Source organism: Dickeya undicola (assembly GCF_000784735.1).
In the GTDB taxonomy this organism is placed as follows: Bacteria; Pseudomonadota; Gammaproteobacteria; order Enterobacterales; family Enterobacteriaceae; genus Dickeya; species Dickeya undicola.
In genome coordinates this window covers 1-25,289 of the sequence record NZ_JSYG01000041.1, presented here as the reverse complement: position 1 = coordinate 25,289, position 25,289 = coordinate 1, and the positions used below count along the sequence as shown (strand labels likewise).

Genomic DNA, 25,289 nt, shown 5'->3' with positions numbered 1-25,289 from the left:
TCACTAATTTTTTAGTGAAGTGTCCTGCGAGTGCCCACACAGATTGTCTGATTAATTGTTAAAGAGCAGTGCGACCGGCTTACAGCTTGCTGTCGCGAGGTGGCGTATATTACGCTTCCCTCATTCAGAGTCAACGATTTTTTCTCGTTTTCTCTGCCTCACACCGCGCTGGCTCATCGCCGTTGCCGTGTCAGTGGATGCGCATTATAGGGATCCGAACGGGTTACACAACCACTTTCTCGATCTTTTTTTCCGTTCGCACATTTTTCAACCCTTACGTTGAGTTATTGTGCAGGCAACGCTATTTTCTGAGCAATTAAGTCGGATCTCATCAAAGATCCGGGATCCGTAATATTAACTTTAGGAGATCTCGGCATATGCCCAAGGCATTACGTCCGTTTAAGGGAACGCTGCCGGTTATCGGTAAAAACGTCATGGTGGATCCTTCCAGTGTAGTGATAGGAGAGGTCACTCTAGCGGATGACGTAAGCATCTGGCCGCTAGTGGTCATTCGGGGCGATGTCAACTCCATCCAGATCGGCTCACGCACCAATATTCAGGATGGTAGTGTCTTACACGTAACCCACCGTTCGGAAAAAAACGCGAATGGTAATCCATTAATTATCGGGGAAGATGTTACGGTCGGACACAAAGCCATGCTACATGGTTGTAAGATCGGCAATCGTGTCCTGGTGGGTATGGGTTCAATTCTTCTTGATGGTGTCACCGTTGAAGATGATGTCATCATTGGTGCGGGTAGCCTGGTTTCGCCAGGAAAGACGCTGGAGAAAGGCCATCTTTATCTTGGTAGTCCAGCTAAAAAAGTTCGCCTGCTGACAGAGCAGGAGCTGGAAGGGTTACTTTATTCATCCAATAACTATGTGCGCTGGAAAGACGAATATCTCAGCCAATCGCACCGGTAAATCAATTGGTGCTTTCCATTAATGGATTTCATTACTAGACAGAAAGCGCCCTTGTTCGTCGTATTTGTCATCACGAATCAAGCGTTCAAACTCATCTTCCCAATCCCAACGATGCTCACGGAACAGCGATAGCCACTGTTCCGGTTGCACATCCCCATAGCGATCCGACAGAACATCTCGTTTAATTACACACTCGCGTTGGAATCCACCGATCAGTACAGGAAAAACGACTGCCTCATCGCGGTCACTCCACCATTCCCGATCTGGAAACTGAATCGCTTGATTCATGTTCCCAGTTCCTGCTTCATTTTATTAATTACCGGCACGACATCCGGCATAGTGCCATGCCACAAATTGAACGCATGAGCCGCCTGCCACACCAGCATTCCCAATCCGTCGATATAATGTTGCGCTCCCTGCTGGATGCACCACGCCAAAAAAGGAGTCGGTTCAGACTGATAAAACATGTCATAACAGCACACATCTGGAGAAATTAGAGAAAGCGGTAAATCAGGAACATCACCCGCTACTCCTGACGACGTAGCATTGATAATCAAATCAACATGATGATTCCCCACATTTTTCATCGGCAACGCGCTCACCTGTCCATAGCGGCTGAAATGATCAGCAAGTTCATTAGCTCTGGAAAATGTGCGATTAGCGATAATTAACTCGCATCCATAAGCTAGCAAAGGCTGAATAACACCACGTGCTGCTCCCCCCGCTCCCACCAGCAAAACCCGATGATGAGGCTGGATGAATTCGTGTTGCTGTAAATCGCTCAACAGACCAATACCATCCGTATTGTCGCCATAAAGCGAACCGTCGTTTTTCCTTTGGATAGTATTGACGGCACCAGCGGATCGAGCCCGCTCGCTCAATACATCCATAACTGCACATGCACGCTCCTTAAACGGAGCCGTCACATTGGCACCAGATGCCCCATGTTGAAAAAACGTGCTTAGGCTGTTCTCAAAACCATCCAACGGCGCGAGTATTCGCTCGTAGGTCAGCGATATCCCTATCTGTTCGGCAAACAGGGCATGAATACGCGGCGATTTACTATGTGCGATAGGATGACCAAAAACCGCAAAAGATTGACTAACTGACACCTTGTTCTCCAGTACTCACTACCCCTGACGCAACATTTCTCCCGTCAAGGCATCACGAATTTCCGATGGATTCAGACGACCACCAACCTCGCCGTTCAGGACAGGAAAACTATCGCCAAACTGCTCCACCACTTCCTTGACAGTACGACATGGCGGCTGGCCGCTCAGATTAGCACTGGTAGAAACCAGCGGTTTCCCGAATGCCAGACACAGCTGTTTTACCAGCGGATGAGCACTCACTCGCACCGCCAGTGAAGTGAACCGCCCGGTCAGCCAATCCGGCGTCACCGTTTTGGCCGGAAGCACCCAGGTAACCGGTCCTGGCCAGGAGGCAAAAATAGTCTGGCACTGAATATCCGATAAGGCCGACATATCAACATACGGTTCCAGTTGCTGAAAATCCGCTGCAATCAGGATCAGTCCTTTTTCGCGCGGGCGTTGTTTCAACACCAACAAACGTTCTACCGCCGTTTCACTGTCGGGGTCACACCCAAGCCCAAATACAGCCTCTGTTGGATAGGCGATCACATTTTCTTCCCGCAGTTGCTGTAACAACGGCGCTAAACCTTCAGAATTTACATTACTCATCACAATGACTTTCTTCAGCCGATACCGGCTTTCCACACAGTTTACTGGCACAAAAGCGTCTTACACCCTGCGCAGTCTTCTTTTCTATTAATAATGGGTAATGACAATATTTGCACTCCCCCGCGATCGGTTTGTGATTCAGCGTGAATTGACAGGCCGGATAACGTTCGCAGGCGTGAAACGTCTTGCCATAACGAGATTTGCGCTGAAGCAATCGGCCTTCATGACACTGAGGACATGACAAGGTCGTTTCATCCGGGCGATCGATGGCTTCCGTATGCCCACACTCCGGATAGTCACTGCAACAGATGAACATGCCATAACGCCCTTGGCGCAGCACCAGCGCCGACTGACAACGAGGGCAATGCTGACCATCCAGCACCTTCACCACATGCCCATCAGCATGAGCTTTAAGTGGTCGAATATAATGGCATTCGGGATAATGAGAACAACCAAGAAACGGGCCGTGTTGCCCGGAGCGGATAACCAACACGGCCCCACATTCAGGACACACCTGCTGCGGCTTTTCAGCAATAAGTATGGTTTTAGCCATGATTTACTTTGATTCCCGACTACTGCAAATACCCTTCATTGGCTTCAAAGAGTAAATCTTCCATTTGCTGATAGGCATTTTCGCAACCAGGCACATTGAACAGCACCATCAGAATGACCCATTTGAGATCTTCCAGGTCAAAATCCTGTGTTTCAAGCGCCATCACCCGATCAATGACCATCTCACGGGTTTCGAGATTGAGCACTTTAATCTGCTCAAGAAACAGCAAAAAGCCACGACAATCCACATCCAGACGTTGTTCCTCTTCCGCGGTGTAAATGCGCAACGCCAGAGAATCACTGGCTAATGCCAGTGGCGGGGTTTGCCCTTCCTGCAAATCGGCTAGTTTTTCCAGCCAGTCCAACGCGCTGTAGATATCGTCACGATCAAATCCCGCGCGGGTGAGGTCATCAGTCAACGTATCCTGATCGACACGCATTTCGGTTTCATTGTGGATGTAAGTTTCAAACAAGTACATGAGTACGTCGAACATGGCCTGCCCTCCTTATACGGACATAGCCGCCGGGTACAGCTGCGATCCACCCTGCTAACTCCAGATCCAGTAACTTACTCACCACCTCTGGCACAGGTTGGCCGGCACGTTCAGCGACAACGTCAACAGGTGTAACCTCATCTCCTACGGTAGCCAACACATCAGCAAATGGCAATTCCAGTTCACCTTCCGTCGCACAAATAATTTCCGGAATGCCCTCACCAGGAATATCGGCAAACCAACGCAGTCCATTATGGAGTTGTTCAAAAATGTCCTGAGGCTGAGTAACCAGGCTGGCTCCTTGCTGTATTAGCCAATGATTACCTTCTGTCATCGGATTACCAATCGGACCGGGCAGGGCGAATACCTCACGATTTTGCTCCAATGCATAACGCGCCGTCACCAGTGAGCCACTACGCATCGACGCCTCCACCACCAGAACGCCCAGGCTTAATCCGCTGATAATGCGATTGCGGCGAGGGAAATTCACTGGCAACGGTCGGGTATTCAGAGGAAATTCCGATACCAAAGCCCCACCCTGCTGCACAATTGTATCCGCCAGCGTTAGATGCCGACGTGGATAAAGCTGGTTTAATCCGCTTCCCAATACCGCAATGGTTTTCCCACTCACCTGCAAAGCGGCCTGATGGGCAATACCATCAATCCCCACGGCAAGTCCGCTGGTTATCGTCAGATGATTCAGGCTGAGTTGCTGGCTAAAGACATGCCCCCACTGTTCACCGTAAGTACTATTGTTACGACTGCCAATCACCGCAATCTGCGGAGATGACAATACGCCAACATCTCCAGTGACATACAAACATACCGGGGGAGAAACAATGTTACTGAGCAAAGGGGGATAATCGAGACTGTTGAATGTCACCAGGTGATGGTCCGGTTTTTCCAGCCAGCGCAGTGTATCCTGGATATCCAGATCGCTCAGCGCGAGAAACTGCTCAGCCTGACTTTCCGTTAGTCCAAGCGATTTCAGATATCCCGCCGGATACAAGTTTTCAGCCTGCAATTGACCGAACAATGCCGCGCACCGTTTGGCACCAAGGCCCTTAACCGACGCCAGACGCAACCAGATTTCCATATCCGTCATACCCTACTCCGCATCCTGCTGTGCCATGCCCGTGATGCTGTCAATCCCCCTCGGAAATGTCTACAATAAAGACTGGAGCATTCTAACCACCTGAATACAGATCTAAACATATATGTCAGTGTTGCAAGTATTACATTTCCCCGATGAGCGGCTTCGCATTAAGGCGCAGCCGGTAAAAGAAGTTAATGCAGAGATTCAGCGTATTGTGGACGATATGTTCGATACCATGTACGAGGAAGAAGGCATTGGCCTCGCCGCCACGCAAGTTGATATCCATCAGCGCATCATCGTGATCGATGTTTCTGAAGAGCGGAATCAACGACTGGTCTTAATCAACCCTGAGCTGCTGGGGAAATCCGGCGATACTGGAATTGAAGAAGGCTGTTTGTCTATTCCTGAAACTCGTGCACTGGTGCCGCGGGCAGAGCACGTCAATGTGCGCGCACTGGATCGCGAAGGCAACCCGTTTGAGCTGGAAGCCGACGGCTTGCTGGCGATTTGCATTCAGCACGAAATGGATCATCTAGTCGGCAAACTGTTTGTTGACTACCTGTCGCCGCTAAAGCGCCAACGTATTCGCCAAAAGCTGGAAAAATTAGCCAGACAAAACAGCAAGGCATAAGCCGTCTCGTAAAATCTATCTCCAGGCAGGAAACCACGTGTCATTACGCATTATTTTCGCAGGAACGCCTGATTTCGCCGCACAGCATCTCGCAGCGCTGCTATCGTCAGAGCATGAGATTGTCGGTGTTTTCACCCAACCGGATCGCCCGGCAGGCCGCGGCAACAAGCTGACGCCCAGCCCGGTTAAAGTGCTGGCTGAACAGCATGGTATTCCGGTATTCCAACCCAAATCATTACGCCCTGTTGAGAATCAACAACTGGTGGCGGAACTGGGTGCTGATGTAATGGTTGTGGTTGCCTATGGCCTCATCCTGCCGCAAGCCGTACTGGATATGCCCCGTTTGGGATGTATCAACGTGCATGGTTCGCTGCTGCCGCGTTGGCGTGGCGCAGCACCTATACAGCGTGCGCTCTGGGCTGGCGATACACAGACGGGAGTTACGATCATGCAGATGGATGCCGGGCTGGATACTGGTGCGATGCTTCACAAAATCGAATGCCCGATTCTGCCAGATGACACCAGCGCCACACTGTATGACAAGCTGGCACAGCTGGGCCCTCAAGGATTGCTGGATGCACTGGTGCAATTGTCCACATCACAGGCAACGGCTGAAATACAGGACGATAATCTGGCAACTTACGCAGAAAAACTGAGCAAGGAAGAGGCTCGTCTGGACTGGCAATTGTCAGCACAACAACTGGAACGTTGCATCCGTGCTTTCAATCCGTGGCCAGTCAGCTATTTTTTGATTGAAGAGCAGCCAGTCAAAGTCTGGAAAGCCGGGGTGCTGAACACCTCACATCAGCAACAGCCAGGAACCATACTTGCAGCCGATAAAGACGGCATTCAAATTGCTACCGCTGACGGCGTATTAAATATTCAAATACTGCAACCCTCTGGCAAAAAAGCCATGTCAGCGCAGGATTTGCTTAACTCTCGTCGCGAATGGTTCACCCCGGGTCACACACTGGCTTGATAACACAGTACCGACCTTTATGTCGGTACTACTGACATTCTCCTACCCGTTCTGAAACGATGAAAAGCACATATAATCTTCGTAGCATTGCCGCAACGACTCTTGTACAGGTTGTCGAACAAGGTCAATCACTCAGCCACCTGCTGCCTGCTCTTCAGCGAAATATCAGCGAGAAGGATCGTGGCCTGCTGCAGGAGATCTGCTTTGGTGTGTTACGTGTATTGCCACAACTGGATTGGTATCTCCGTCAACTGATGGCTAAACCGCTTACCGGCAAGCAAAAAGTACTACATTATCTGTTGATGGTCGGTCTTTATCAGCTCGTCCATACTCGCATTCCCCCTCATGCCGCACTGGCAGAAACAGTTAATGGGGCTGTTGCCCTGAAACGACCTCAGTTGAAAGGGCTGATCAATGGCGTATTACGCCAGTTTCAGCGTCAGCAGGACGAGTTGCAGCAAAGGCTGCAGAACAATCCAGCGCGCTATGCCCACCCTGACTGGCTGCTGCAACGACTGAAAAAGGCTTACCCTGAGCAATGGGAGTGCATTGTCGAGGCAAACAATCAGCATCCTCCCATGTGGTTACGAGTCAACCGGCAGCATCATACCCAGGCAGCCTATCTGACATTACTGCAGGAAAAAGAGATAGAAGCTTATCCTCACCCTTTCTATGTGGATGCAATCCGACTGGGAACACCCTGTGCCGTCAATCAGCTACCGGGATTCGAGCAGGGCTGGGTCACTGTGCAAGACGCATCGGCGCAAGGCTGTATCCATTGGCTGTCACCGCAAGACCACGAAGATATTCTCGATCTGTGCGCCGCGCCTGGTGGAAAGACAACCCACATACTTGAAGCCGCGCCTCATGCTCATGTACTTGCCATCGACGTGGATGAGCAACGGCTGAAGCGAGTCAGAGAGAATTTACAACGTCTTGGTCAGCACGCCGAGGTCAAATGCGGAGATGGCCGAACACCAACAGAATGGTGTGGAGATAAGCACTTTGATCGTATTTTACTTGATGCTCCCTGCTCCGCGACTGGCGTCATTCGCCGTCACCCGGATATCAAGTGGTTGCGCCGCGATAGCGATATTACCGAACTGGCTGCTATGCAGCAGGCAATTCTGGAGGCTATCTGGCCCCGGCTAAAAAATGGTGGCACGCTGGTGTACGCCACCTGCTCTATACTACCGGAGGAAAACCACCAGCAAGTGGCCGCATTTCTGCAACGCCATCCCGATGCCGTATTGGTTGATACCGGTAGCCCAGAGCACCCAGGGATTCAGAAATTACCTGCGGCGGAAGACGGCGATGGTTTCTTTTATGCGAAGCTGGTAAAAAACGGGCAATAGCTCTAACCGGTTGATAAGCCCCGACAGAAACAGACACGGCAGAAATCACGATGAAGATAATTATTCTTGGTGCAGGTCAGGTTGGTGGAACACTGGCAGAAAATCTGTCAGGCGAAAATAACGATATTACCGTTGTGGACACCAATACAACCCGGCTACGCCAGCTTCAGGACAAATTCGATCTGCGCGTAGTAACAGGCTATGCCTCCCATCCGCGAGTATTGCGCGAAGCAGGTGCGGAAGATGCAGATATGCTGATCGCCGTAACCAATTCCGACGAAACCAACATGATCGCCTGTCAGGTGGCTTATTCCCTGTTTAATACGCCTAATCGCATCGCACGTATCCGCTCATCGGAGTATATCCGTGAATCTGAGCAATTGTTTCAGGCAGAAGCTGTCCCGATTGATCACCTTATTTCGCCGGAACAACTGGTTATCGACAATATTTATAAATTGATCGAGTATCCGGGTGCATTACAGGTGGTCAATTTTGCTGAAGGAAAAGTCAGTATTGCCGCAGTAAATGCATACTACGGCGGACCGTTGGTGGGTAACGCAATTGCAACGATGCGCGATCATATGCCTCACATAGAAACGCGGGTCGCAGCTATTTTCCGCCATGACCGCCCGATTCGTCCTCAAGGCTCAACAGTGATTGAAGCAGGCGATGAAGTGTTTTTCATCGCCGCATCACAGCATATTCGGGCCGTAATGAGTGAAATGCAACGGCTGGAAAAACCCTATAAACGTATCATGATTGTCGGGGGCGGAAATGTGGGAGCTGGTCTGGCCCTTCGGCTCGAAAAGGATTATAGCGTCAAGCTAATAGAGCGCGATGCACTACGGGCAACTGAGTTAGCCGAGCGCTTGCAACACACTATCGTCTTTCACGGCGATGCTTCTGACCAGGAGTTGCTGACCCAGGAGCATGTTGAACAGATTGATGTATTCATCGCTATCACCAATGATGATGAAGCAAATATTATGTCAGCCATGCTGGCAAAACGGATGGGTGCCAAAAAAGCGATGGTCCTGATCCAACGACGGGCCTATGTTGACCTGGTGCAAGGTAGTGTCATTGATGTTGCCATTTCACCACAGCAGGCAACGATTTCCGCACTGCTGGGGCATGTGCGTAAAGCGGATATTGTCAGTGTGTCATCATTGCGACGCGGTGTAGCAGAAGCAATTGAGGCAATAGCACATGGAGATGAAGGCACATCGAAAGTAGTTGGTCGTATGATCGCTGATATCAAGCTACCGCCAGGGACAATTATTGGAGCAATAGTGCGTGGCGACGATGTCATTATTGCCAATAATAATTTGCAAATAGAACAAGGTGACCATGTCATCATGTTTTTGACTGATAAAAAATATGTGTCTGACGTCGAGCGCTTATTTCAGCCCAGTCCATTTTTCCTCTAACCTTTCCTCAGGGCGTTTTTATCCTGTACGCCCTGATTTATCCCTTTTTGGTAAAATCCCCATCACTTGTTAAAATTAAAAAAGGTTTTATCGGGAGGAGTGTTATGAGCTTTATAAAAGAGTTTCGCGAATTCGCTATGCGCGGTAACGTGGTTGACCTGGCTGTCGGGGTTATCATTGGTGCTGCGTTCGGGAAAATCGTATCGTCATTAGTGTCAGACATTATCATGCCGCCACTGGGACTCTTGATCGGCGGCGTCGATTTCAAACAGTTTCATTGGGTTTTACGAGAGGCACAAGGCAATATAGCCGCAGTCAGTATTAATTACGGGGTATTCATTCAGAATATTTTTGATTTCATTATCGTGGCACTTGCCATTTTTATGGCGATCAAGTTAATGAACAAATTACGTCGTACCCAACAGGAAGAACCTGGTACGCCACTCAAGATCAGTGCGGAAGCAAAATTACTGACAGAGATCCGTGATTTACTCAAACAACAGGCTGATAACCATTCCCAAAACACATGATTGTCTTAACGGCAGAATCAACATGCCAGAAGGCCAGTGGTAAAAGCATTGTTTTTTTTACCACTGGCCTCCCAGTTTTTACCCTGTACTTTTTGATGCTTCTCTTTCCGGCGATAACTTCCTTTACCTTTTGTATTCTGTTCGACACGTTGACGAAACAGAGGGTCATGGAGCAGTGCCTCAAGCGCATTATCTTTTATCTGTCCTTTGGTATGGCGATAATGTGACATAAATCTACCTCATTCGATGGATGTAACATTCAAAGTAAATTGCCTTGTATAAGCAAACAATTCAGTCATTTTTAACAGAAGTCTTCCTCCCTATCCTAACGCTTAATACATGCTGATAAGACTCTTTTAGAAAATCGGTGTTCATACCTGACAACTGTAGGCGTAACTCCAGCACTCTGAGTCGATGGGATAAATCGGCATATTCTTCTGATGCTGGGTCAGCCGCGTGCAGTAAATTTACCAATGTCAGTGCGTCTTTCCGATCAGACAATTCCGGCGGCAAAAAACCGCCATTCTTCATCAGATGGTATGCACTGCGTAGCTCAACAGGAACAGCACTATTGTCATCCAGTTGAAGCGGCTTACCACTTCCTGGCAAATGGTCTAACTCCCCACGCTTTTGCGCCTCAATAATTTGACGCTCAGCCCATTCATCGATAGGAAACATCAAGCGGCCTCCCGCACAATTTTCCCCCACATGATAGTCAATTGAAAAGAGTTCGAACAGTAACAAGACGAGGTTTTATGAGGGCGTAAAAAAACCGGGTTTCCCCGGCTTTTCTACGCTAGTGCAAATTACTCTGCAGCAGCAACTTCTTCTGTCTGAGAAACTGCGCGATCAACGAGCTCGATGTATGCCATCGGCGCATTGTCACCAGCACGGAAGCCACACTTCAGAATACGAGTGTAACCACCAGCGCGGCTCGCGAAACGCGGGCCCAGTTCATTAAACAGTTTAGCCACGATCTCGTTATCACGAGTACGGGCGAATGCCAGACGACGATTAGCAACGCTGTCGGTCTTGGCAAGAGTAATCAGCGGTTCAACAACACGACGCAGCTCTTTCGCTTTCGGCAGGGTCGTCTTGATAATCTCATGACGAACCAAAGAACCAGCCATGTTGCGGAACATAGCCTGGCGATGGCTGCTGTTACGGTTCAGTTGACGACCACTCTTACGATGGCGCATGACCTTATCCTTCTCAGTAAAACCTTAACCTGTGATCCGGTTACTCATCAGCAATGCTTGCCGGTGGCCAGTTTTCCAGGCGCATGCCCAGAGAAAGACCACGAGAAGCCAGCACGTCTTTAATCTCAGTAAGAGATTTCTTACCCAGGTTGGGTGTTTTAAGCAGTTCAACCTCGGTACGCTGTACCAGATCACCGATGTAGTGGATAGCTTCTGCCTTAAGGCAGTTAGCAGAGCGGACAGTCAATTCAAGATCGTCAACAGGGCGCAGCAGGATCGGATCGAATTCTGGTTTCTCTTCTTTCACTTCCGGCTGACGTACATCACGTAAGTCAACGAAAGCTTCCAATTGTTCAGCCAGAATGGTCGCCGCACGGCGGATCGCCTCTTCAGGATCGATCGTGCCATTGGTTTCCATCTCGATAACCAGCTTGTCCAGGTCGGTACGCTGTTCAACACGAGCTGCTTCAACATTGTAAGCGATACGCTCAACAGGGCTGTAGCAAGCGTCGACTAACAGACGGCCGATCGGGCGCTCATCTTCTTCCGTATGAATACGGGCAGACGCCGGCACATAACCACGACCACGCTGAACTTTGATACGCATATTGATAGATGCGTTTTCATCGGTCAGATGGCAGATCACATGCTGTGGCTTGACGATTTCGACATCACCGTCGTGGGTGATGTCGGCTGCAGTCACAGGGCCAATGCCAGATTTATTCAGGGTAAGAATAACTTCATCTTTGCCTTGAACTCTCACCGCCAGCCCTTTCAGGTTGAGCAGGATTTCCAGGATATCTTCCTGTACGCCTTCTTTGGTGCTGTACTCGTGCAGTACACCATCAATCTCAACCTCGGTCACCGCGCAACCAGGCATGGATGAAAGCAGAATACGGCGCAGTGCGTTACCAAGAGTATGGCCGAAGCCCCGCTCTAACGGCTCAAGGGTCACCTTGGCGTGCGTCGAACTGACTTGCTCGATATCTACCAGGCGCGGTTTTAGAAACTCTGTCACAGAACCCTGCATTGTGTCCTCTCTTTGGTACTAAGCTTTACTTGGAGTAAAGCTCGACGATCAGGTGTTCATTAATGTCCGCAGACAGATCGGTACGTTCAGGAATACGCTTGAACACACCTTCCATCTTGGCAGCATCAACTTCCAGCCAAGTTGGCTTTTCACGCTGTTCAGCCAGCTCCAGAGCAGCCTTAACACGAGACTGCTTTTTCGCTTTCTCGCGGATGCTGACTACGTCATTCGGAGATACCTGATAAGAAGCGATGTTAACAACGCGACCATTTACCATGACAGCCTTGTGACTTACCAGCTGGCGAGATTCAGCACGAGTAGCGCCGAAACCCATACGGTAAACAACGTTGTCCAGACGACCTTCGAGCAACTGCAACAGGTTTGCACCTGTATTGCCTTTCAGACGAGCGGCTTCTTTGTAGTAGTTACGGAACTGACGCTCCAGAACACCGTAGATACGGCGAACTTTCTGCTTTTCACGCAACTGCACACCATAGTCAGACAGGCGCGGTTTACGTGCACCATGCTGACCAGGAGCTTGTTCAATTTTACACTTGGAATCGATCGCACGAACACCAGACTTTAGAAACAGGTCGGTGCCTTCACGACGGCTCAGCTTGAGCTTAGGACCCAAATATCTTGCCATTTTCTTTCTCCAGCAATCCTAAAAGCGGCGTTACACGCGACGCTTTTTCGGCGGACGACAACCGTTATGAGGGATCGGAGTCACATCAGTAATATTAGTGATGCGGAAACCAGCCGCGTTCAGTGCGCGGATAGTAGACTCACGGCCCGGACCAGGTCCTTTAACCATAACTTCCAGATTCTTGATACCGTACTCTTTCACAGCTTCAGCGCAGCGCTCTGCTGCTACCTGAGCGGCGAACGGAGTGGATTTACGAGAACCACGGAAACCGGAACCACCGGCAGTTGCCCAACCCAACGCATTACCCTGACGATCGGTAATAGTTACGATGGTGTTGTTGAAAGAAGCATGGATATGAGCCACACCGTCAGAGACTTGCTTTCTTACACGCTTACGTGCACGAATAGGTGCCTTTGCCATTATTCAATCACCCCGATTATTTCTTGATCGGTTTGCGCGGACCCTTACGGGTACGGGCGTTAGTCTTGGTACGCTGACCGCGAACCGGCAGACCACGACGGTGACGCAAACCACGATAAGTACCAAGGTCCATCAGACGCTTGATGCTCAGGGTGATCTCACGACGCAGATCGCCTTCTACAACAAACTTGGCTACTTCGTCACGCAGCTTATCGATTTGCTCTTCAGACAGCTCACTGATCTTAACATCTTCAGCAATACCCGTTGCAGCACAGATGGATTTGGAACGGGTTTTACCAATGCCGTAAATAGCAGTTAATGCAATTACGGTATGTTTATGATCAGGAATGTTAATGCCTGCTATACGGGCCACTATGCACTCCTACAATTTTATAAAGCAATACCATACTGAAAAGCCCGTTTTCAGGATACTCAAATGGATATTGCAGTTACATACAAAAGATTGGCTGGCTAATCTAGCCAGCTCAATCCAACTTTGCAAGAAAAATATGCGAGATAATCAGCCTTGGCGCTGTTTATGCTTCGGTTCGGCGCTGCAGATGACGCGAACGATGCCGTTACGCTTAACGATCTTACAGTTACGACATAATTTCTTGACGGAAGCACGAACTTTCATTTTTACTCTCCGTAACTTCTCAAGCTAAACCTAATTAGCGGCTATAGCCTTTCAGGTTTGCCTTCTTCAATGCAGACTCGTACTGACTTGACATCAGCAAGGTTTGCACTTGAGCCATAAAGTCCATGATCACAACAACAACGATCAATAATGACGTACCACCAAAGTAGAACGGCACTTTCATTGCGTCACGCATGAACTCCGGGATAAGGCAGATAAAAGTAATATACATCGCACCGACCAGAGTCAGACGGGTCATCACTTTATCAATATACTTCGCCGTTTGCTCTCCCGGACGAATTCCTGGCACGAATGCACCGGACTTCTTCAGGTTATCTGCTGTTTCACGCGGGTTGAATACCAACGCAGTATAGAAGAAACAGAAGAAGATGATTGCAGATGCATAGAGTAACACATAAAGCGGTTGCCCAGGCTGCAGATACAGCGAAATAGTTGTCAGCCAGTTCCAACCAGTACCGCCCCCAAACCAAGATGCAATCGTGGCAGGGAACAGAATAATACTGGAAGCAAAGATAGCCGGGATAACCCCTGCCATATTCACTTTCAGCGGTAAATGTGTACTCTGTGCTGCGTATACGCGACGTCCTTGCTGACGTTTAGCGTAGTTAACAACGATACGACGTTGACCACGCTCAATAAACACCACAAAAAACGTTACTGCGAATACCAACACTGCAACCAACAGCAACAGGAGGAAGTGCAGATCGCCTTGCCGCGCTTGCTCGATAGTATGGCCAATGGCCGGCGGTAATCCCGCAACAATACCAGCAAAGATTATAATCGAAATACCGTTACCGATACCTCGTTCAGTAATCTGCTCGCCCAGCCACATCAGGAACATTGTCCCGGTAACCAGACTGACAACAGCGGTGAAATAAAATGCAAAGCCCGGATTAATCACCAGACCTTGCATTCCAGGCATATTCGGCAAACCGGTAGCAATACCGATTGACTGAAATACTGCCAACACCAAGGTGCCGTAACGGGTGTACTGACTGATTTTACGTCGGCCAGCCTCCCCTTCCTTCTTAATTTCCGCCAAAGCAGGGTGAACCACCGTCAACAACTGAATGATGATGGATGCCGAAATATACGGCATGATCCCCAGAGCGAAAATTGAAGCACGGCTGAGAGCACCACCAGAGAACATGTTAAACATTTCAATGATGGTGCCACGCTGTTGTTCGAGCAATTTGGCAAGCACAGTGGCATCAATACCAGGAATCGGAATAAAAGAGCCAATACGGAAAACAATCAACGCACCGATAACAAACAATAGTCTGCGTTTCAGTTCGCCAACTCCGCCTTTAGCACTTTGAAAATCTAATCCTGGTTGTTTAGCCATCTGCTACTTATTCCTCAATTTTGCCGCCAGCAGCTTCGATAGCAGCACGAGCGCCTTTGGTGACGCGCAGACCACGAATCGTTACCGGACGTGCAACTTCGCCAGACAGAATCACTTTCGCGAATTCAATCTGAACGCCGATGACGTTAGCAGCTTTCAGCGTATTCAGATCAACAACATCGCCTTCCACACGAGCCAGGTCAGACAGACGGATTTCCGCTGTTACCATAGCTTTGCGGGAAGTGAAGCCGAACTTCGGCAGACGACGGTACAAAGGCATCTGACCGCCTTCAAAACCACGACGCACACCACCGCCAGAACGAGAGTTCTGACCTTTGACGCCGCGACCACCAGTCTTACCGAGGCCGGAACCGATACCGCGACCTACGCGCTTCGGCGCGTGTTTGGCGCCTTCGGCCGGAGACAGAGTATTCAAACGCATCTGTTACTCCTCCACTTTAACCATATAGGAAACCGCGTTGACCATACCGCGAACTGCTGGCGTGTCTTCACGCTCAACGGTATGACCAATACGACGCAGACCCAGGCCAAGCAGCGTTGCCTTGTGTTTCGGCAGACGACCGATTGCACTACGGGTTTGAGTAATTTTAATAGTCTTTGCCATGGTCAATTACCCCAGAATGTCTTCAACGGATTTACCACGCTTGGCAGCGACCATTTCCGGGGACTTCATGTTAGCCAGGCCATCGATAGTTGCACGAACCACGTTAATCGGGTTTGTGGAACCATAAGCCTTAGCCAATACGTTGTGAACCCCTGCAACTTCCAGAACGGCGCGCATTGCACCACCGGCGATGATACCGGTACCTTCGGAAGCTGGCTGCATGAACACACGAGAACCTGTGTGTGCACCTTTAACCGGGTGCTGCAGAGTGCCGTTGTTCAGCGCGACATTCATCATATTGCGACGGGCTTTTTCCATCGCTTTCTGGATCGCTGCCGGAACTTCGCGAGCTTTACCGTAACCAAAACCTACGCGACCGTTACCATCACCTACCACAGTCAGTGCTGTGAAGGAGAAAATACGACCACCTTTAACGGTTTTAGATACGCGATTTACCGCGATCAGCTTTTCCTGCAGTTCGCCAGCTTGTTTTTCGATGTGAGCCATCTTACACCTCTACCTTAGAACTGAAGGCCAGCTTCACGGGCAGCATCTGCCAGTGCCTGGACTCGACCATGATATTGGAACCCGGAACGGTCAAAGGCCACACCCTTGATGCCTTTTTCCAGAGCGCGTTCAGCAACAGCTTTACCGACAGCTGCAGCAGCGTCTTTGTTACCGGTATACTTCAGTTGCTCAGCGATAGCTTTTTCTACAGTAGAAGCGGCTACCAGGACTTCAGAACCGTTCGGTGCGATAACCTGCGCATAAATATGGCGGGGGGTACGATGTACCACCAGACGAGTCGCACCCAATTCACGGATTTTGCGACGTGCGCGGGTTGCACGACGGATACGAGCTGATTTCTTATCCATAGTGTTACCTTACTTCTTCTTAGCCTCTTTGGTACGCACGACTTCATCGGCGTAACGGACACCTTTGCCTTTGTAAGGCTCAGGACGACGGTAAGCACGCAGGTCAGCAGCTACCTGGCCGATCAGCTGTTTATCCGCACCTTTCAGTACGATTTCAGTCTGAGACGGACATTCAGCAGTAATGCCTGCAGGCAGTTCGTGATCGATAGGGTGAGAGAAGCCCAGGGCCAAATTCACCACATTACCTTTCACGGCTGCACGATAACCTACACCTACCAATTGCAGCTTTTTGGTGAAGCCTTCGGTAACACCGATAACCATGCTGTTCAACAGAGCGCGGGTAGTACCGGCCTGAGCCCAGCCATCGGCAAAGCCTTCGCGCGGGGCGAAAGTCAGCACGTTATCAGCTTGTTTAACTTCGACAGCGGCGTTGATCTCACGAACCAACTCGCCGTTTTTACCCTTGATCGAAACATCCTGACCGTTGAGTTTTACCTCTACGCCGGCAGGAATGACGACGGGTGCTTTTGCAACACGAGACATTCTTCCCTCCCGATTAAGCTACGTAGCAGATAATCTCGCCACCAAGACCAGCCTGGCGAGCTGCACGATCAGTCATCACACCTTTAGAGGTAGAAACAACTGCGATACCTAAACCGGCCATAACTTTCGGCAGCTCATCTTTGCGTTTATAGATGCGCAGACCAGGACGGCTGATACGCTGAATGCTTTCTACAACAGCCTTACCCTGGAAATACTTAAGAGTCAGTTCCAGTTCAGGCTTGGTGTCGCCTTCAACTTTAAAATCTTCAATAAAACCTTCTTCCTTCAGCACGTTGGCAATTGCCACTTTCAGCTTGGAGGAAGGCATGGTGACCGCAACTTTGTTCGCGGCCTGACCGTTACGGATACGGGTCAGCATATCCGCGATCGGATCTTGCATGCTCATCTGTCTTTACTCCCGTGATTCAATTGGTGACAATTACCAGCTAGCCTTTTTCAGACCCGGAATTTCACCGCGCATGGCGGCTTCACGGACCTTGATACGGCTCAACCCGAACTTCCGCAGGAAAGCGTGCGGACGACCTGTCTGGCGGCAGCGGTTACGCTGACGGGACGGGCTGGAATCACGCGGCAGAGTCTGCAGCTTGAGAACAGCATCCCAACGATCTTCGTCGGATGAGTTCACATTGGAGATGATAGCTTTCAGCTCAACGCGCTTGGCGAAGAATTTATCAGCTAATTTCACGCGTTTAACTTCGCGTGCTTTCATGGATTGCTTAGCCATTAGTAACCCTACCTTACTTGCGGAACGGGAAGTTAAAGGCGGCCAACAGCGCACGGCCTTCATCATCGGATTTCGCAGTGGTGGTAATGGTAATGTCCAAACCACGAACGCGATCGACCTTGTCATAGTCGATTTCCGGGAAGATGATCTGCTCACGCACACCCATGCTGTAGTTACCACGTCCATCGAATGATTTCGAAGACAGACCGCGGAAGTCGCGGATACGCGGTACAGCAATGGTAATCAGACGCTCAAAGAACTCCCACATGCGTTCGCCACGCAGAGTTACTTTACAGCCGATCGGATAGCCCTGGCGGATTTTGAAGCCTGCAACAGATCTGCGTGCTTTGGTGATAAACGGTTTTTGACCGGAGATAGCTGCCAGATCAGCTGCGGCGTTATCCAGCAGCTTCTTGTCAGCGATCGCTTCACCAACACCCATGTTCAGGGTGATCTTCTCGACCCGAGGGACTTGCATGACAGAATTGTAGCTGAACTGAGTCATCAGTTTGCTAACCACTTCGTCTTTGTAGTAATCATGCAGTTTCGCCATCGTACTACTCCAAATTACTTGATAGTTTCGCTGTTAGACTTGAAGAAACGGACTTTTTTACCGTCTTCGAATCTAAAGCCTACACGATCCGCCTTGCCGGTGGCCGCATTGAAGATTGCAACGTTAGAAACCTGAATTGCAGCTTCTTTTTCAACGATGCCGCCTGGTTGATTCAGCGCCGGAACCGGCTTCTGATGTTTTTTAACCAGGTTGATACCTTCAACAACGACCTTACCAGAAGTCAGGACGTTCTTAACTTTACCGCGCTTACCTTTATCTTTGCCGGTCAGCACGATAACTTCGTCATCACGACGGATTTTCGCTGCCATGATTCGCTCCTTAGAGTACTTCTGGTGCCAGAGAGATAATTTTCATGAACTTTTCAGTACGCAGTTCACGAGTTACCGGCCCAAAAATACGCGTACCGATAGGTTGCTCGCTGTTATTGTTCAGAATAACGCATGCATTACCATCGAAGCGAACGACAGAACCGTCAGGGCGACGAACACCCTTCTTGGTGCGCACCACTACCGCCTTCAGTACATCGCCTTTTTTCACCTTACCGCGGGGAATTGCTTCCTTAATGGTAATTTTGATGATGTCGCCGACGCCTGCGTAGCGACGGTGCGAGCCACCCAGAACCTTGATACACATTACGCGACGTGCACCGGAGTTATCGGCCACATTCAGCATAGTCTGTTCTTGGATCATGTTTAGTGCTCCGCTAATGTCAACTACTACTTTTCGAACCCTTGCGGGTCATTAATACCCCAGAATCGAGGGCGCAGCATTATAACACCACTTATCGACTGTGGGTAGAAAAAATAAACGGCCCTTTACAGAGCCGTTTATTATCAAGAGAAGAGCAATACTGTATTACAGAATCGCTTTCTCTACAACGCGAACCAAGGTCCAGGATTTGGTCTTGGACAGCGGACGGCATTCGCGGATTTCAACCACGTCACCAATTCCACATTCGTTGTTCTCGTCATGCACGTGCAGCTTGGTCGTGCGTTTGATGAATTTACCGTAGATAGGGTGTTTCACGAAACGCTCAATAGCAACAACAGCAGATTTCTGCATTTTGTCACTAACGACACGACCTTGCAGAGTACGGATTTTATCGGTCATTACGCACCCGCCTTCTCAGTCAGTAAAGTCTTAACGCGTGCGACATTACGACGCACTTGCTTCAACAGGTGAGTTTGTTGCAGCTGACCGCTGGCAGCTTGCATGCGCAGATTGAACTGTTCACGCAGCAGTCCGAGCAGTTCGGTATTCAGCTCTTCAACGCTCTTTTCACGCAGCTCTTTTGCTTTCATTACATCACCGTCTTAGTTACAAAGGTGGTTTTGATCGGCAGTTTCGCTGCTGCCAGTTCGAATGCCTCACGGGCTAACTCTTCCGGCACCCCGTCCATTTCGTACAGGACTTTACCTGGCTGAATCAAGGCAACCCAATACTCCACGTTACCTTTACCTTTACCCATACGCACTTCAAGCGGTTTTTCAGTGATCGGTTTGTCCGGGAATACACGGATCCAGATCTTACCCTGACGCTTAACAGCACGGGTCATAGCACGACGAGCAGCTTCGATTTGACGAGCAGTCAGGCGACCGCGGCCAACAGCTTTCAGACCGAAAGTGCCGAAGCTCACATCCGTACCTGCAGCCAGACCACGGTTGCGGCCTTTGTGCACTTTACGGAATTTTGTACGCTTTGGTTGTAACATTCAGCGACTCTCCTTACTTGCGGCCTTTACGCTGCTGCTTTTTCGGTTGAGCAGCCGGTTTTTCCGGTTGTTCAACGGCAGCCATACCACCCAGGATCTCACCTTTGAAGATCCACACTTTCACACCGATGACACCGTAAGTGGTGTGCGCTTCGGAGGTGTTGTAGTCAATGTCAGCACGCAGTGTGTGCAACGGAACACGACCTTCGCGGTACCATTCGGTACGTGCGATTTCGGCGCCGCCCAGACGACCACTGACTTCAACTTTGATACCTTTAGCGCCCAGACGCATGGCGTTCTGAACAGCACGCTTCATCGCGCGACGGAACATCACACGACGCTCCAGCTGAGAAGTGATGCTGTCGGCAACCAATTTTGCGTCCAGTTCAGGCTTACGAACTTCAGCGATGTTGATCTGCGCCGGTACGCCAGCGATATCCGCTACGCCCTTACGCAGTTTTTCAACGTCTTCACCTTTCTTGCCGATAACGATGCCCGGGCGAGCAGTGTGAATAGTCACACGAATGCTTTTAGCCGGACGCTCGATAACGATGCGAGAAACGGAGGCCTTCTCCAGTTCCTTGTTCAGGTACTGACGAACTTTAAAATCGCTGTCCAGGTTGTCAGCGAATTCTTTGGTATTTGCATACCAGGTAGAGTTCCAAGTTTTGACAATACCCAGGCGAATACCATTAGGATGTACTTTCTGACCCATTGCTAGTCTCCAGAGTCTCAGCGATCGGACACAACCACAGTGATGTGGCTGGTACGCTTCAGGATGCGATCCGCACGACCTTTAGCACGCGGCATAATGCGTTTCATGCTCGGGCCTTCGTCTACGAAGATTTTCGCAACTTTCAGATCGTCAATGTCAGCGCCATCGTTGTGTTCTGCGTTAGCAATGGCAGACTCCAGTACTTTTTTGACCAGACCAGCAGCTTTCTTGTTGGTGTAGGTCAGAATATCCAGAGCTTGCGACACTTTCTTACCGCGAATCAGGTCAGCCACCAGGCGAACCTTTTGAGCAGAAGAACGAGCATGAAGATGTTTAGCGATAGTTTCCATCTCTTCCTCCTACCTTATTTCTTCTTGGCTTTTTTATCAGCCGCGTGGCCGCGGTAAGTACGAGTCGGCGCGAATTCACCCAGCTTGTGTCCGACCATCTCGTCAGAGATGAATACCGGAACGTGCTGACGACCATTATGGACAGCGATGGTCAAACCGATCATGTTTGGAAAGATCGTTGAGCGACGGGACCAGGTGCGCAGGGGCTTCTTGTCACCGCTTTCCACCGCTTTCTCTACCTTCTTCAGCAAGTGCAGGTCAATAAATGGACCTTTCTTGAGAGAACGTGGCATGGTTTATCCTCTAAAATTATTTAGTACGGCGACGTACGATAAATTTATCAGTACGCTTGTTGCTGCGGGTCTTCTTACCTTTGGTCTGAACGCCCCACGGAGTAACCGGGTGCTTACCAAAGTTACGACCTTCACCACCACCGTGCGGGTGGTCAACCGGGTTCATCGCCGTACCGCGAACGGTCGGACGAACGCCACGCCAGCGTGCAGCACCAGCTTTACCCAGAACGCGCAGCATATGCTCGGCGTTACCGACTTCGCCCAGCGTTGCGCGGCAGTCGGATTCGACTTTACGCATTTCGCCAGAACGCAGACGCAGGGTCACGTAAGAACCTTCACGGGCAACGATCTGAACGTAGGCACCAGCGGAGCGAGCCAGCTGGCCGCCTTTACCTGGTTTCATTTCTACGTTGTGAACCGTTGAACCCACTGGGATGTTACGCATCGGCAGGGTGTTACCGGTTTTGATTGCAGCATCAACACCAGACTGAATCTGGTCACCTGCTTTCAGGCCTTTCGGCGCCAGGATATAACGGCGTTCGCCGTCTTTGTACAGAACCAGCGCGATGTTCGCGGAACGGTTCGGATCGTACTCCAGACGCTCGACCACAGCCGGAATACCGTCTTTGTTACGTTTGAAGTCAACAATACGGTACTGCTGTTTGTGACCACCACCGATGTGACGAGTGGTGATGCGGCCATTGTTGTTACGGCCACCGCTTTTGCTGTTTTTTTCCAGCAACGGGGCATACGGTTTGCCCTTGTGCAGCTCAGGGTTAACCACTTTAACAACGTGGCGACGACCCGGAGATGTCGGTTTACACTTAACAACTGCCATTGTATTACTCCTCCGACTTACTCTGCGCCGCCGATGAAGTCCAGATTCTGGCCTTCTTTCAGGGTGACGTAAGCTTTTTTCCAGTCGCTACGACGACCGATACGCTGTCCGTGACGTTTTACTTTCCCTTTAACAACCAGGGTGCGGACGTCATTGACTTCGACTTCAAACAGTTTCTGTACTGCAGCTTTGATTTCTGCTTTAGTCGCGTCTTTAGCAACTTTGAGTACGATGGTGTTGTTTTTTTCCATCGCAGTAGACGCTTTCTCAGAAACGTGCGGTGCGCGCAGCACCTTCAGCAGACGTTCTTCACGAATCATGCCAGCATCTCCTCAACTTGCTTAACAGCATCAGCAGTCATAACCACTTTGTCGAAGGCGATCAGGCTTACCGGATCGATGCCTGCCACGTCACGCACGTCAACCTTAAACAGGTTACGAGCGGCCAGGAACAGGTTCTCATCCAGTTCACCAGTGATGATCAGCACGTCATCCAGTGCCAGCTCTTTCAGTTTCTGAGCCAACAGTTTGGTTTTCGGTGCTTCAACAGAGAACTTCTCGACAACGATCAGACGATCCTGACGTACCAGCTCGGACAGGATGCTTTTCAGCGCGCCGCGGTACATCTTTTTGTTTACTTTCTGGCTGTGATCCTGAGGCTTGGCTGCGAAAGTCACGCCACCGGAACGCCAGATCGGGCTCTTGATAGAACCAGAACGCGCACGGCCGGTGCCTTTCTGACGCCACGGTTTTTTACCGGAACCAGTTACTTCAGCACGGGTCTTCTGAGCGCGAGTACCTTGACGGGCACCTGCTGCATAAGCAACAACAACCTGGTGAACCAGCGCTTCGTTGAAATCACGACCGAAGGTAGTTTCGGAAACAGTCAGCGCGCTTTGCGCGTCTTTCAATACTAATTCCATTGCTATCTCCTCACGCCTTCACAGCCGGTTTAACGATCAGGTCGCTACCGGTTGCACCCGGGACCGCACCTTTAACCAGCAGCAGGTTGCGCTCAGCGTCAACACGTACTACGTCCAGGCTCTGAACGGTTACGCGTTCATTACCCAGCTGGCCTGCCATTTTCTTGCCTTTAAACACTTTGCCCGGAGTCTGGTTCTGACCGATAGAACCCGGAACACGGTGAGACAAGGAGTTACCGTGGGTAGCGTCCTGAGTACGGAAGTTCCAGCGCTTAACGGTACCGGCAAAGCCTTTACCTTTAGAAGTACCGGTAACGTCTACTTTCTTAACGTCAGCGAAAATTTCAACGCTAATGTCCTGTCCTACAGCGAATTCTTCACCGTCAGCCAGACGGAATTCACGCAGAACGCGACCAGCTTCTACGCCAGCCTTAGCGAAGTGACCTGCTTCCGGTTTGGTCACACGGTTAGCTTTTTTAGCACCGGTGGTAACCTGGACAGCACGGTATCCGTCGTTTTCCAGGCTCTTAACCTGAGTCACGCGGTTTGCTTCAATTTCGATTACGGTTACTGGGATAGAAACGCCTTCTTCAGTGAAGATGCGGGTCATACCCACTTTTTTACCGACTAAACCAATCATTGTTTCAACCTCTCAATCGCTCAATGACCTGATTAACCCAGGCTGATCTGCACGTCTACACCGGCAGCCAGATCCAGACGCATCAGAGCATCAACGGTTTTCTCGGTTGGCTCAACGATGTCAACCAGACGCTTGTGAGTGCGAATTTCGTACTGATCACGCGCGTCTTTGTTAACGTGCGGAGAGATCAGAACAGTAAAGCGCTCTTTGCGGGTCGGCAGCGGGATCGGACCACGGACCTGCGCACCAGTGCGCTTGGCAGTCTCGACGATTTCCGCAGTTGATTGATCGATCAGACGATGATCAAACGCTTTCAGGCGGATACGGATTCTTTGGTTCTGCATGAGACCAGAGCTCCAATTATTTTATAAACGGAAATAATTACTCCTCACACCCATTACGATTGATGGGGGAGTGTAATCGTTCAGTACATAACCCCCATATCGGGAGTATTGTTCGGCGGGTGTCTGGCACCTGCCTCAGATTCATACGAATCGGGCTTACCATCTCAGGTAAGCCCGCGCATTATACGCAAATGTGCTCAGGAAGCAATCGAAAGTTCGAAGTGATGTTTTATTCACCAGATAACGACTGTACACAGTCGTATCACAGCGAATGTTGGGTGGGGGAAAATCACTCTTCTTTCAATTGCGTTTGTAGGTAGTTTTGGATACCCAGACGCGCAATCAACTCTAGTTCGGTTTCTAGCCAGTCAATGTGCTCTTCTTCATCCGCGAGCACATCAATCATCAGATCACGGCTGACATAATCCCTCACCGAGTCGGCATAGGAAATCGCCTCGCGTAAATCCCTCGCACCTTCAAGTTCCAGCGCCAGGTCTGAACGAAGCATCTCCTCAATGTCTTCACCGATATTGAGTTTGCCAAGATCCTGCAGATTAGGGACACCTTCCAGAAACAGGATGCGCTCGATATAACGATCCGCATGTTTCATTTCGTCAATCGACTCATGATACTCATGATCGTTAAGACGTTTGAATCCCCAGTTTTTGAACATGCGGGCATGAAGGAAATACTGGTTGATTGCAACCAGCTCATTACCCAACAGTTTGTTCAGATGTGTAATAACATTCTTATCGCCTTTCATGACTCTGCTCCTCCGCTCCAGTATTAAAAAGTGTAGAAGCGACCAACACAGAGTCAAAAGAATGCCCTTATCGCTTATGCGACTTTATGCAATTCAGCATTTTTTGCTGTTTCTTCTTCCAGAATCAACCTGGCTTGACGGACACACTTGCCACATTCCGTCCCAACCGGCACAAACTGCTTCAATTGTTTCAGCGACTGCGGCTGATGTTGCCGAACGACCTGCCGGATGACTTTGTCAGAAACAGCATTGCACAAGCAGACATACATATGCGGATAACTCATTTTTTAACCAATTACACGCATTGTAAATAAGAATGGTTTTTATTTCAATTCTTCTTTGGGGCAAATAAATATCCTCCGGCAT

General features: G+C 49.9%; 44 protein-coding genes. 6 read left to right on the top strand and 38 right to left on the bottom strand.

The annotated features are described in order from the left end of the window. The first annotated feature begins 377 nt into the window (after window positions 1-377). Window positions 378-923: a gamma carbonic anhydrase family protein gene (locus OB87_RS18495; protein ID WP_033570846.1), complete on the top strand. Its 546-nt coding sequence runs from the start codon at window positions 378-380 to the stop codon at window positions 921-923. A gap of 18 nt (window positions 924-941) precedes the next feature. On the opposite strand, the gene OB87_RS18490 is transcribed toward OB87_RS18495, so the two are convergent. Genes OB87_RS18490 through dprA form a run of 6 tightly spaced genes read right to left on the bottom strand, consistent with a single transcriptional unit; the run spans window position 942 to window position 4,774 of the window. Next, window positions 942-1,211: a DUF1488 family protein gene (locus OB87_RS18490; protein WP_033570845.1), complete on the bottom strand. Its 270-nt coding sequence runs from the start codon at window positions 1,209-1,211 to the stop codon at window positions 942-944. Then, a complete protein-coding gene (aroE, locus tag OB87_RS18485; protein ID WP_033570844.1) occupies window positions 1,208-2,035 on the bottom strand; it encodes a shikimate dehydrogenase in 828 nt (275 codons plus the stop codon). The genes OB87_RS18490 and aroE overlap by 4 nt, the downstream gene beginning before the upstream one ends. An 18-nt stretch (window positions 2,036-2,053) precedes the next feature. After that, on the bottom strand, window positions 2,054-2,623 hold the full coding sequence (gene tsaC / locus OB87_RS18480; protein ID WP_033570843.1) for an L-threonylcarbamoyladenylate synthase type 1 TsaC: 570 nt from the start codon (window positions 2,621-2,623) through the stop codon (window positions 2,054-2,056). Then, the gene (locus tag OB87_RS20130) at window positions 2,616-3,176 is read right to left on the bottom strand and encodes a DNA topoisomerase family protein (RefSeq protein WP_072025506.1); all 561 of its coding nucleotides are present in this window, start codon (window positions 3,174-3,176) and stop codon (window positions 2,616-2,618) included. Before OB87_RS20130 ends, tsaC begins: the two co-directional genes overlap by 8 nt. Before the next feature lie 19 nt (window positions 3,177-3,195). Beyond that, window positions 3,196-3,669 (bottom strand): DUF494 family protein, encoded by a 474-nt coding sequence (locus OB87_RS18470; RefSeq protein ID WP_033570841.1) that lies wholly within the window; start codon window positions 3,667-3,669, stop codon window positions 3,196-3,198. After that, window positions 3,641-4,774 (bottom strand): DNA-protecting protein DprA, encoded by a 1,134-nt coding sequence (dprA, locus tag OB87_RS18465; RefSeq protein ID WP_033570840.1) that lies wholly within the window; start codon window positions 4,772-4,774, stop codon window positions 3,641-3,643. Before dprA ends, OB87_RS18470 begins: the two co-directional genes overlap by 29 nt. Before the next feature lie 112 nt (window positions 4,775-4,886). Between dprA and def the strand changes: the two genes are divergently transcribed. From def to mscL, 5 genes are all read left to right on the top strand, one after another. Then, on the top strand, window positions 4,887-5,396 hold the full coding sequence (def, locus tag OB87_RS18460) for a peptide deformylase (protein ID WP_033570839.1): 510 nt from the start codon (window positions 4,887-4,889) through the stop codon (window positions 5,394-5,396). 37 nt (window positions 5,397-5,433) lie between these two features. Beyond that, window positions 5,434-6,375 (top strand): methionyl-tRNA formyltransferase, encoded by a 942-nt coding sequence (fmt, locus tag OB87_RS18455; protein ID WP_033570838.1) that lies wholly within the window; start codon window positions 5,434-5,436, stop codon window positions 6,373-6,375. Between the two features lie 59 nt (window positions 6,376-6,434). After that, the gene (rsmB, locus tag OB87_RS18450; protein ID WP_033570837.1) at window positions 6,435-7,730 is read left to right on the top strand and encodes a 16S rRNA (cytosine(967)-C(5))-methyltransferase RsmB; all 1,296 of its coding nucleotides are present in this window, start codon (window positions 6,435-6,437) and stop codon (window positions 7,728-7,730) included. Between the two features lie 50 nt (window positions 7,731-7,780). Beyond that, window positions 7,781-9,157 (top strand): Trk system potassium transporter TrkA, encoded by a 1,377-nt coding sequence (gene trkA, locus OB87_RS18445; protein WP_033570836.1) that lies wholly within the window; start codon window positions 7,781-7,783, stop codon window positions 9,155-9,157. A gap of 104 nt (window positions 9,158-9,261) precedes the next feature. Further along, a complete protein-coding gene (mscL, locus tag OB87_RS18440) occupies window positions 9,262-9,687 on the top strand; it encodes a large-conductance mechanosensitive channel protein MscL (RefSeq protein WP_033570835.1) in 426 nt (141 codons plus the stop codon). Window positions 9,688-9,704: 17 nt separating this feature from the next. On the opposite strand, the gene OB87_RS20125 is transcribed toward mscL, so the two are convergent. The 32 genes from OB87_RS20125 to bfd form a co-directional block, all read right to left on the bottom strand. Beyond that, a complete protein-coding gene (locus OB87_RS20125; RefSeq protein WP_123251512.1) occupies window positions 9,705-9,917 on the bottom strand; it encodes an alternative ribosome-rescue factor A in 213 nt (70 codons plus the stop codon). 61 nt (window positions 9,918-9,978) lie between these two features. Then, entirely contained in the window at window positions 9,979-10,365 is a 387-nt protein-coding gene (locus OB87_RS18430) for a DnaJ family domain-containing protein (protein ID WP_033570833.1), read from the bottom strand. Window positions 10,366-10,493: 128 nt separating this feature from the next. Continuing rightward, window positions 10,494-10,886: a 50S ribosomal protein L17 gene (gene rplQ, locus OB87_RS18425; RefSeq protein ID WP_012768122.1), complete on the bottom strand. Its 393-nt coding sequence runs from the start codon at window positions 10,884-10,886 to the stop codon at window positions 10,494-10,496. A 40-nt stretch (window positions 10,887-10,926) separates the two neighbouring features. Continuing rightward, the gene (locus OB87_RS18420) at window positions 10,927-11,916 is read right to left on the bottom strand and encodes a DNA-directed RNA polymerase subunit alpha (RefSeq protein WP_012768121.1); all 990 of its coding nucleotides are present in this window, start codon (window positions 11,914-11,916) and stop codon (window positions 10,927-10,929) included. Window positions 11,917-11,941: 25 nt separating this feature from the next. Beyond that, window positions 11,942-12,562 carry a 30S ribosomal protein S4 gene (gene rpsD, locus OB87_RS18415; protein ID WP_013319692.1) on the bottom strand — a complete coding sequence of 207 codons (621 nt, stop codon included), beginning with the start codon at window positions 12,560-12,562 and terminating at the stop codon, window positions 11,942-11,944. Between the two features lie 30 nt (window positions 12,563-12,592). Further along, window positions 12,593-12,982: a 30S ribosomal protein S11 gene (gene rpsK / locus OB87_RS18410; RefSeq protein WP_002919257.1), complete on the bottom strand. Its 390-nt coding sequence runs from the start codon at window positions 12,980-12,982 to the stop codon at window positions 12,593-12,595. A 16-nt stretch (window positions 12,983-12,998) separates the two neighbouring features. Beyond that, window positions 12,999-13,355: a 30S ribosomal protein S13 gene (gene rpsM / locus OB87_RS18405; protein WP_012768119.1), complete on the bottom strand. Its 357-nt coding sequence runs from the start codon at window positions 13,353-13,355 to the stop codon at window positions 12,999-13,001. 147 nt (window positions 13,356-13,502) lie between these two features. Continuing rightward, window positions 13,503-13,619, bottom strand: coding sequence for a 50S ribosomal protein L36 (gene rpmJ, locus OB87_RS20120; RefSeq protein ID WP_012768118.1), 117 nt, complete (start codon window positions 13,617-13,619; stop codon window positions 13,503-13,505). Window positions 13,620-13,653: 34 nt separating this feature from the next. After that, window positions 13,654-14,985 (bottom strand): preprotein translocase subunit SecY, encoded by a 1,332-nt coding sequence (secY, locus tag OB87_RS18395; RefSeq protein WP_033570832.1) that lies wholly within the window; start codon window positions 14,983-14,985, stop codon window positions 13,654-13,656. Window positions 14,986-14,992: 7 nt separating this feature from the next. Next, on the bottom strand, window positions 14,993-15,427 hold the full coding sequence (gene rplO, locus OB87_RS18390; RefSeq protein WP_022635104.1) for a 50S ribosomal protein L15: 435 nt from the start codon (window positions 15,425-15,427) through the stop codon (window positions 14,993-14,995). 3 nt (window positions 15,428-15,430) lie between these two features. Further along, window positions 15,431-15,610, bottom strand: a complete 180-nt coding sequence (gene rpmD, locus OB87_RS18385; RefSeq protein ID WP_004846568.1) for a 50S ribosomal protein L30 — start codon at window positions 15,608-15,610, stop codon at window positions 15,431-15,433. Window positions 15,611-15,616: 6 nt separating this feature from the next. Continuing rightward, window positions 15,617-16,117, bottom strand: a complete 501-nt coding sequence (rpsE, locus tag OB87_RS18380) for a 30S ribosomal protein S5 (protein WP_012768115.1) — start codon at window positions 16,115-16,117, stop codon at window positions 15,617-15,619. Window positions 16,118-16,131: 14 nt separating this feature from the next. Further along, on the bottom strand, window positions 16,132-16,485 hold the full coding sequence (rplR, locus tag OB87_RS18375) for a 50S ribosomal protein L18 (protein WP_012768114.1): 354 nt from the start codon (window positions 16,483-16,485) through the stop codon (window positions 16,132-16,134). Between the two features lie 9 nt (window positions 16,486-16,494). Next, complete coding sequence (gene rplF, locus OB87_RS18370; protein ID WP_013319697.1) at window positions 16,495-17,028, bottom strand: 50S ribosomal protein L6; 534 nt, start codon at window positions 17,026-17,028, stop codon at window positions 16,495-16,497. A gap of 13 nt (window positions 17,029-17,041) precedes the next feature. Beyond that, complete coding sequence (rpsH, locus tag OB87_RS18365; RefSeq protein WP_012768112.1) at window positions 17,042-17,434, bottom strand: 30S ribosomal protein S8; 393 nt, start codon at window positions 17,432-17,434, stop codon at window positions 17,042-17,044. Between the two features lie 33 nt (window positions 17,435-17,467). Next, a complete protein-coding gene (gene rpsN, locus OB87_RS18360; RefSeq protein WP_012768111.1) occupies window positions 17,468-17,773 on the bottom strand; it encodes a 30S ribosomal protein S14 in 306 nt (101 codons plus the stop codon). A gap of 13 nt (window positions 17,774-17,786) precedes the next feature. Further along, window positions 17,787-18,326 (bottom strand): 50S ribosomal protein L5, encoded by a 540-nt coding sequence (rplE, locus tag OB87_RS18355; protein WP_033570831.1) that lies wholly within the window; start codon window positions 18,324-18,326, stop codon window positions 17,787-17,789. A 14-nt stretch (window positions 18,327-18,340) separates the two neighbouring features. Further along, window positions 18,341-18,655, bottom strand: a complete 315-nt coding sequence (gene rplX, locus OB87_RS18350) for a 50S ribosomal protein L24 (RefSeq protein ID WP_012768109.1) — start codon at window positions 18,653-18,655, stop codon at window positions 18,341-18,343. Window positions 18,656-18,665: 10 nt separating this feature from the next. Next, window positions 18,666-19,037, bottom strand: coding sequence for a 50S ribosomal protein L14 (gene rplN, locus OB87_RS18345; protein ID WP_012768108.1), 372 nt, complete (start codon window positions 19,035-19,037; stop codon window positions 18,666-18,668). Window positions 19,038-19,202: 165 nt separating this feature from the next. Then, window positions 19,203-19,457, bottom strand: a complete 255-nt coding sequence (rpsQ, locus tag OB87_RS18340; RefSeq protein WP_012768107.1) for a 30S ribosomal protein S17 — start codon at window positions 19,455-19,457, stop codon at window positions 19,203-19,205. After that, entirely contained in the window at window positions 19,457-19,648 is a 192-nt protein-coding gene (gene rpmC, locus OB87_RS18335) for a 50S ribosomal protein L29 (RefSeq protein WP_012764048.1), read from the bottom strand. The genes rpsQ and rpmC overlap by 1 nt, the downstream gene beginning before the upstream one ends. Further along, on the bottom strand, window positions 19,648-20,058 hold the full coding sequence (gene rplP / locus OB87_RS18330) for a 50S ribosomal protein L16 (protein WP_012768106.1): 411 nt from the start codon (window positions 20,056-20,058) through the stop codon (window positions 19,648-19,650). The genes rpmC and rplP overlap by 1 nt, the downstream gene beginning before the upstream one ends. A 13-nt stretch (window positions 20,059-20,071) precedes the next feature. Next, complete coding sequence (gene rpsC / locus OB87_RS18325; RefSeq protein ID WP_012768105.1) at window positions 20,072-20,773, bottom strand: 30S ribosomal protein S3; 702 nt, start codon at window positions 20,771-20,773, stop codon at window positions 20,072-20,074. A gap of 17 nt (window positions 20,774-20,790) precedes the next feature. Further along, a complete protein-coding gene (gene rplV / locus OB87_RS18320; RefSeq protein WP_033570830.1) occupies window positions 20,791-21,123 on the bottom strand; it encodes a 50S ribosomal protein L22 in 333 nt (110 codons plus the stop codon). Between the two features lie 14 nt (window positions 21,124-21,137). Next, window positions 21,138-21,416: a 30S ribosomal protein S19 gene (gene rpsS / locus OB87_RS18315; RefSeq protein WP_012764044.1), complete on the bottom strand. Its 279-nt coding sequence runs from the start codon at window positions 21,414-21,416 to the stop codon at window positions 21,138-21,140. Between the two features lie 16 nt (window positions 21,417-21,432). Beyond that, window positions 21,433-22,254, bottom strand: coding sequence for a 50S ribosomal protein L2 (gene rplB / locus OB87_RS18310; protein ID WP_033570829.1), 822 nt, complete (start codon window positions 22,252-22,254; stop codon window positions 21,433-21,435). Between the two features lie 17 nt (window positions 22,255-22,271). Then, window positions 22,272-22,574, bottom strand: a complete 303-nt coding sequence (rplW, locus tag OB87_RS18305) for a 50S ribosomal protein L23 (RefSeq protein ID WP_009111205.1) — start codon at window positions 22,572-22,574, stop codon at window positions 22,272-22,274. Next, window positions 22,571-23,176, bottom strand: coding sequence for a 50S ribosomal protein L4 (rplD, locus tag OB87_RS18300; protein WP_013319702.1), 606 nt, complete (start codon window positions 23,174-23,176; stop codon window positions 22,571-22,573). Before rplD ends, rplW begins: the two co-directional genes overlap by 4 nt. Window positions 23,177-23,186: 10 nt before the next feature. Next, window positions 23,187-23,816 carry a 50S ribosomal protein L3 gene (rplC, locus tag OB87_RS18295; RefSeq protein WP_033570828.1) on the bottom strand — a complete coding sequence of 210 codons (630 nt, stop codon included), beginning with the start codon at window positions 23,814-23,816 and terminating at the stop codon, window positions 23,187-23,189. A 32-nt stretch (window positions 23,817-23,848) separates the two neighbouring features. After that, a complete protein-coding gene (rpsJ, locus tag OB87_RS18290; RefSeq protein ID WP_001181005.1) occupies window positions 23,849-24,160 on the bottom strand; it encodes a 30S ribosomal protein S10 in 312 nt (103 codons plus the stop codon). 289 nt (window positions 24,161-24,449) lie between these two features. After that, a complete protein-coding gene (gene bfr, locus OB87_RS18285; RefSeq protein ID WP_033570827.1) occupies window positions 24,450-24,923 on the bottom strand; it encodes a bacterioferritin in 474 nt (157 codons plus the stop codon). 74 nt (window positions 24,924-24,997) lie between these two features. Continuing rightward, a complete protein-coding gene (bfd, locus tag OB87_RS18280; protein ID WP_033570826.1) occupies window positions 24,998-25,192 on the bottom strand; it encodes a bacterioferritin-associated ferredoxin in 195 nt (64 codons plus the stop codon). Window positions 25,193-25,289: the final 97 nt, after the last annotated feature.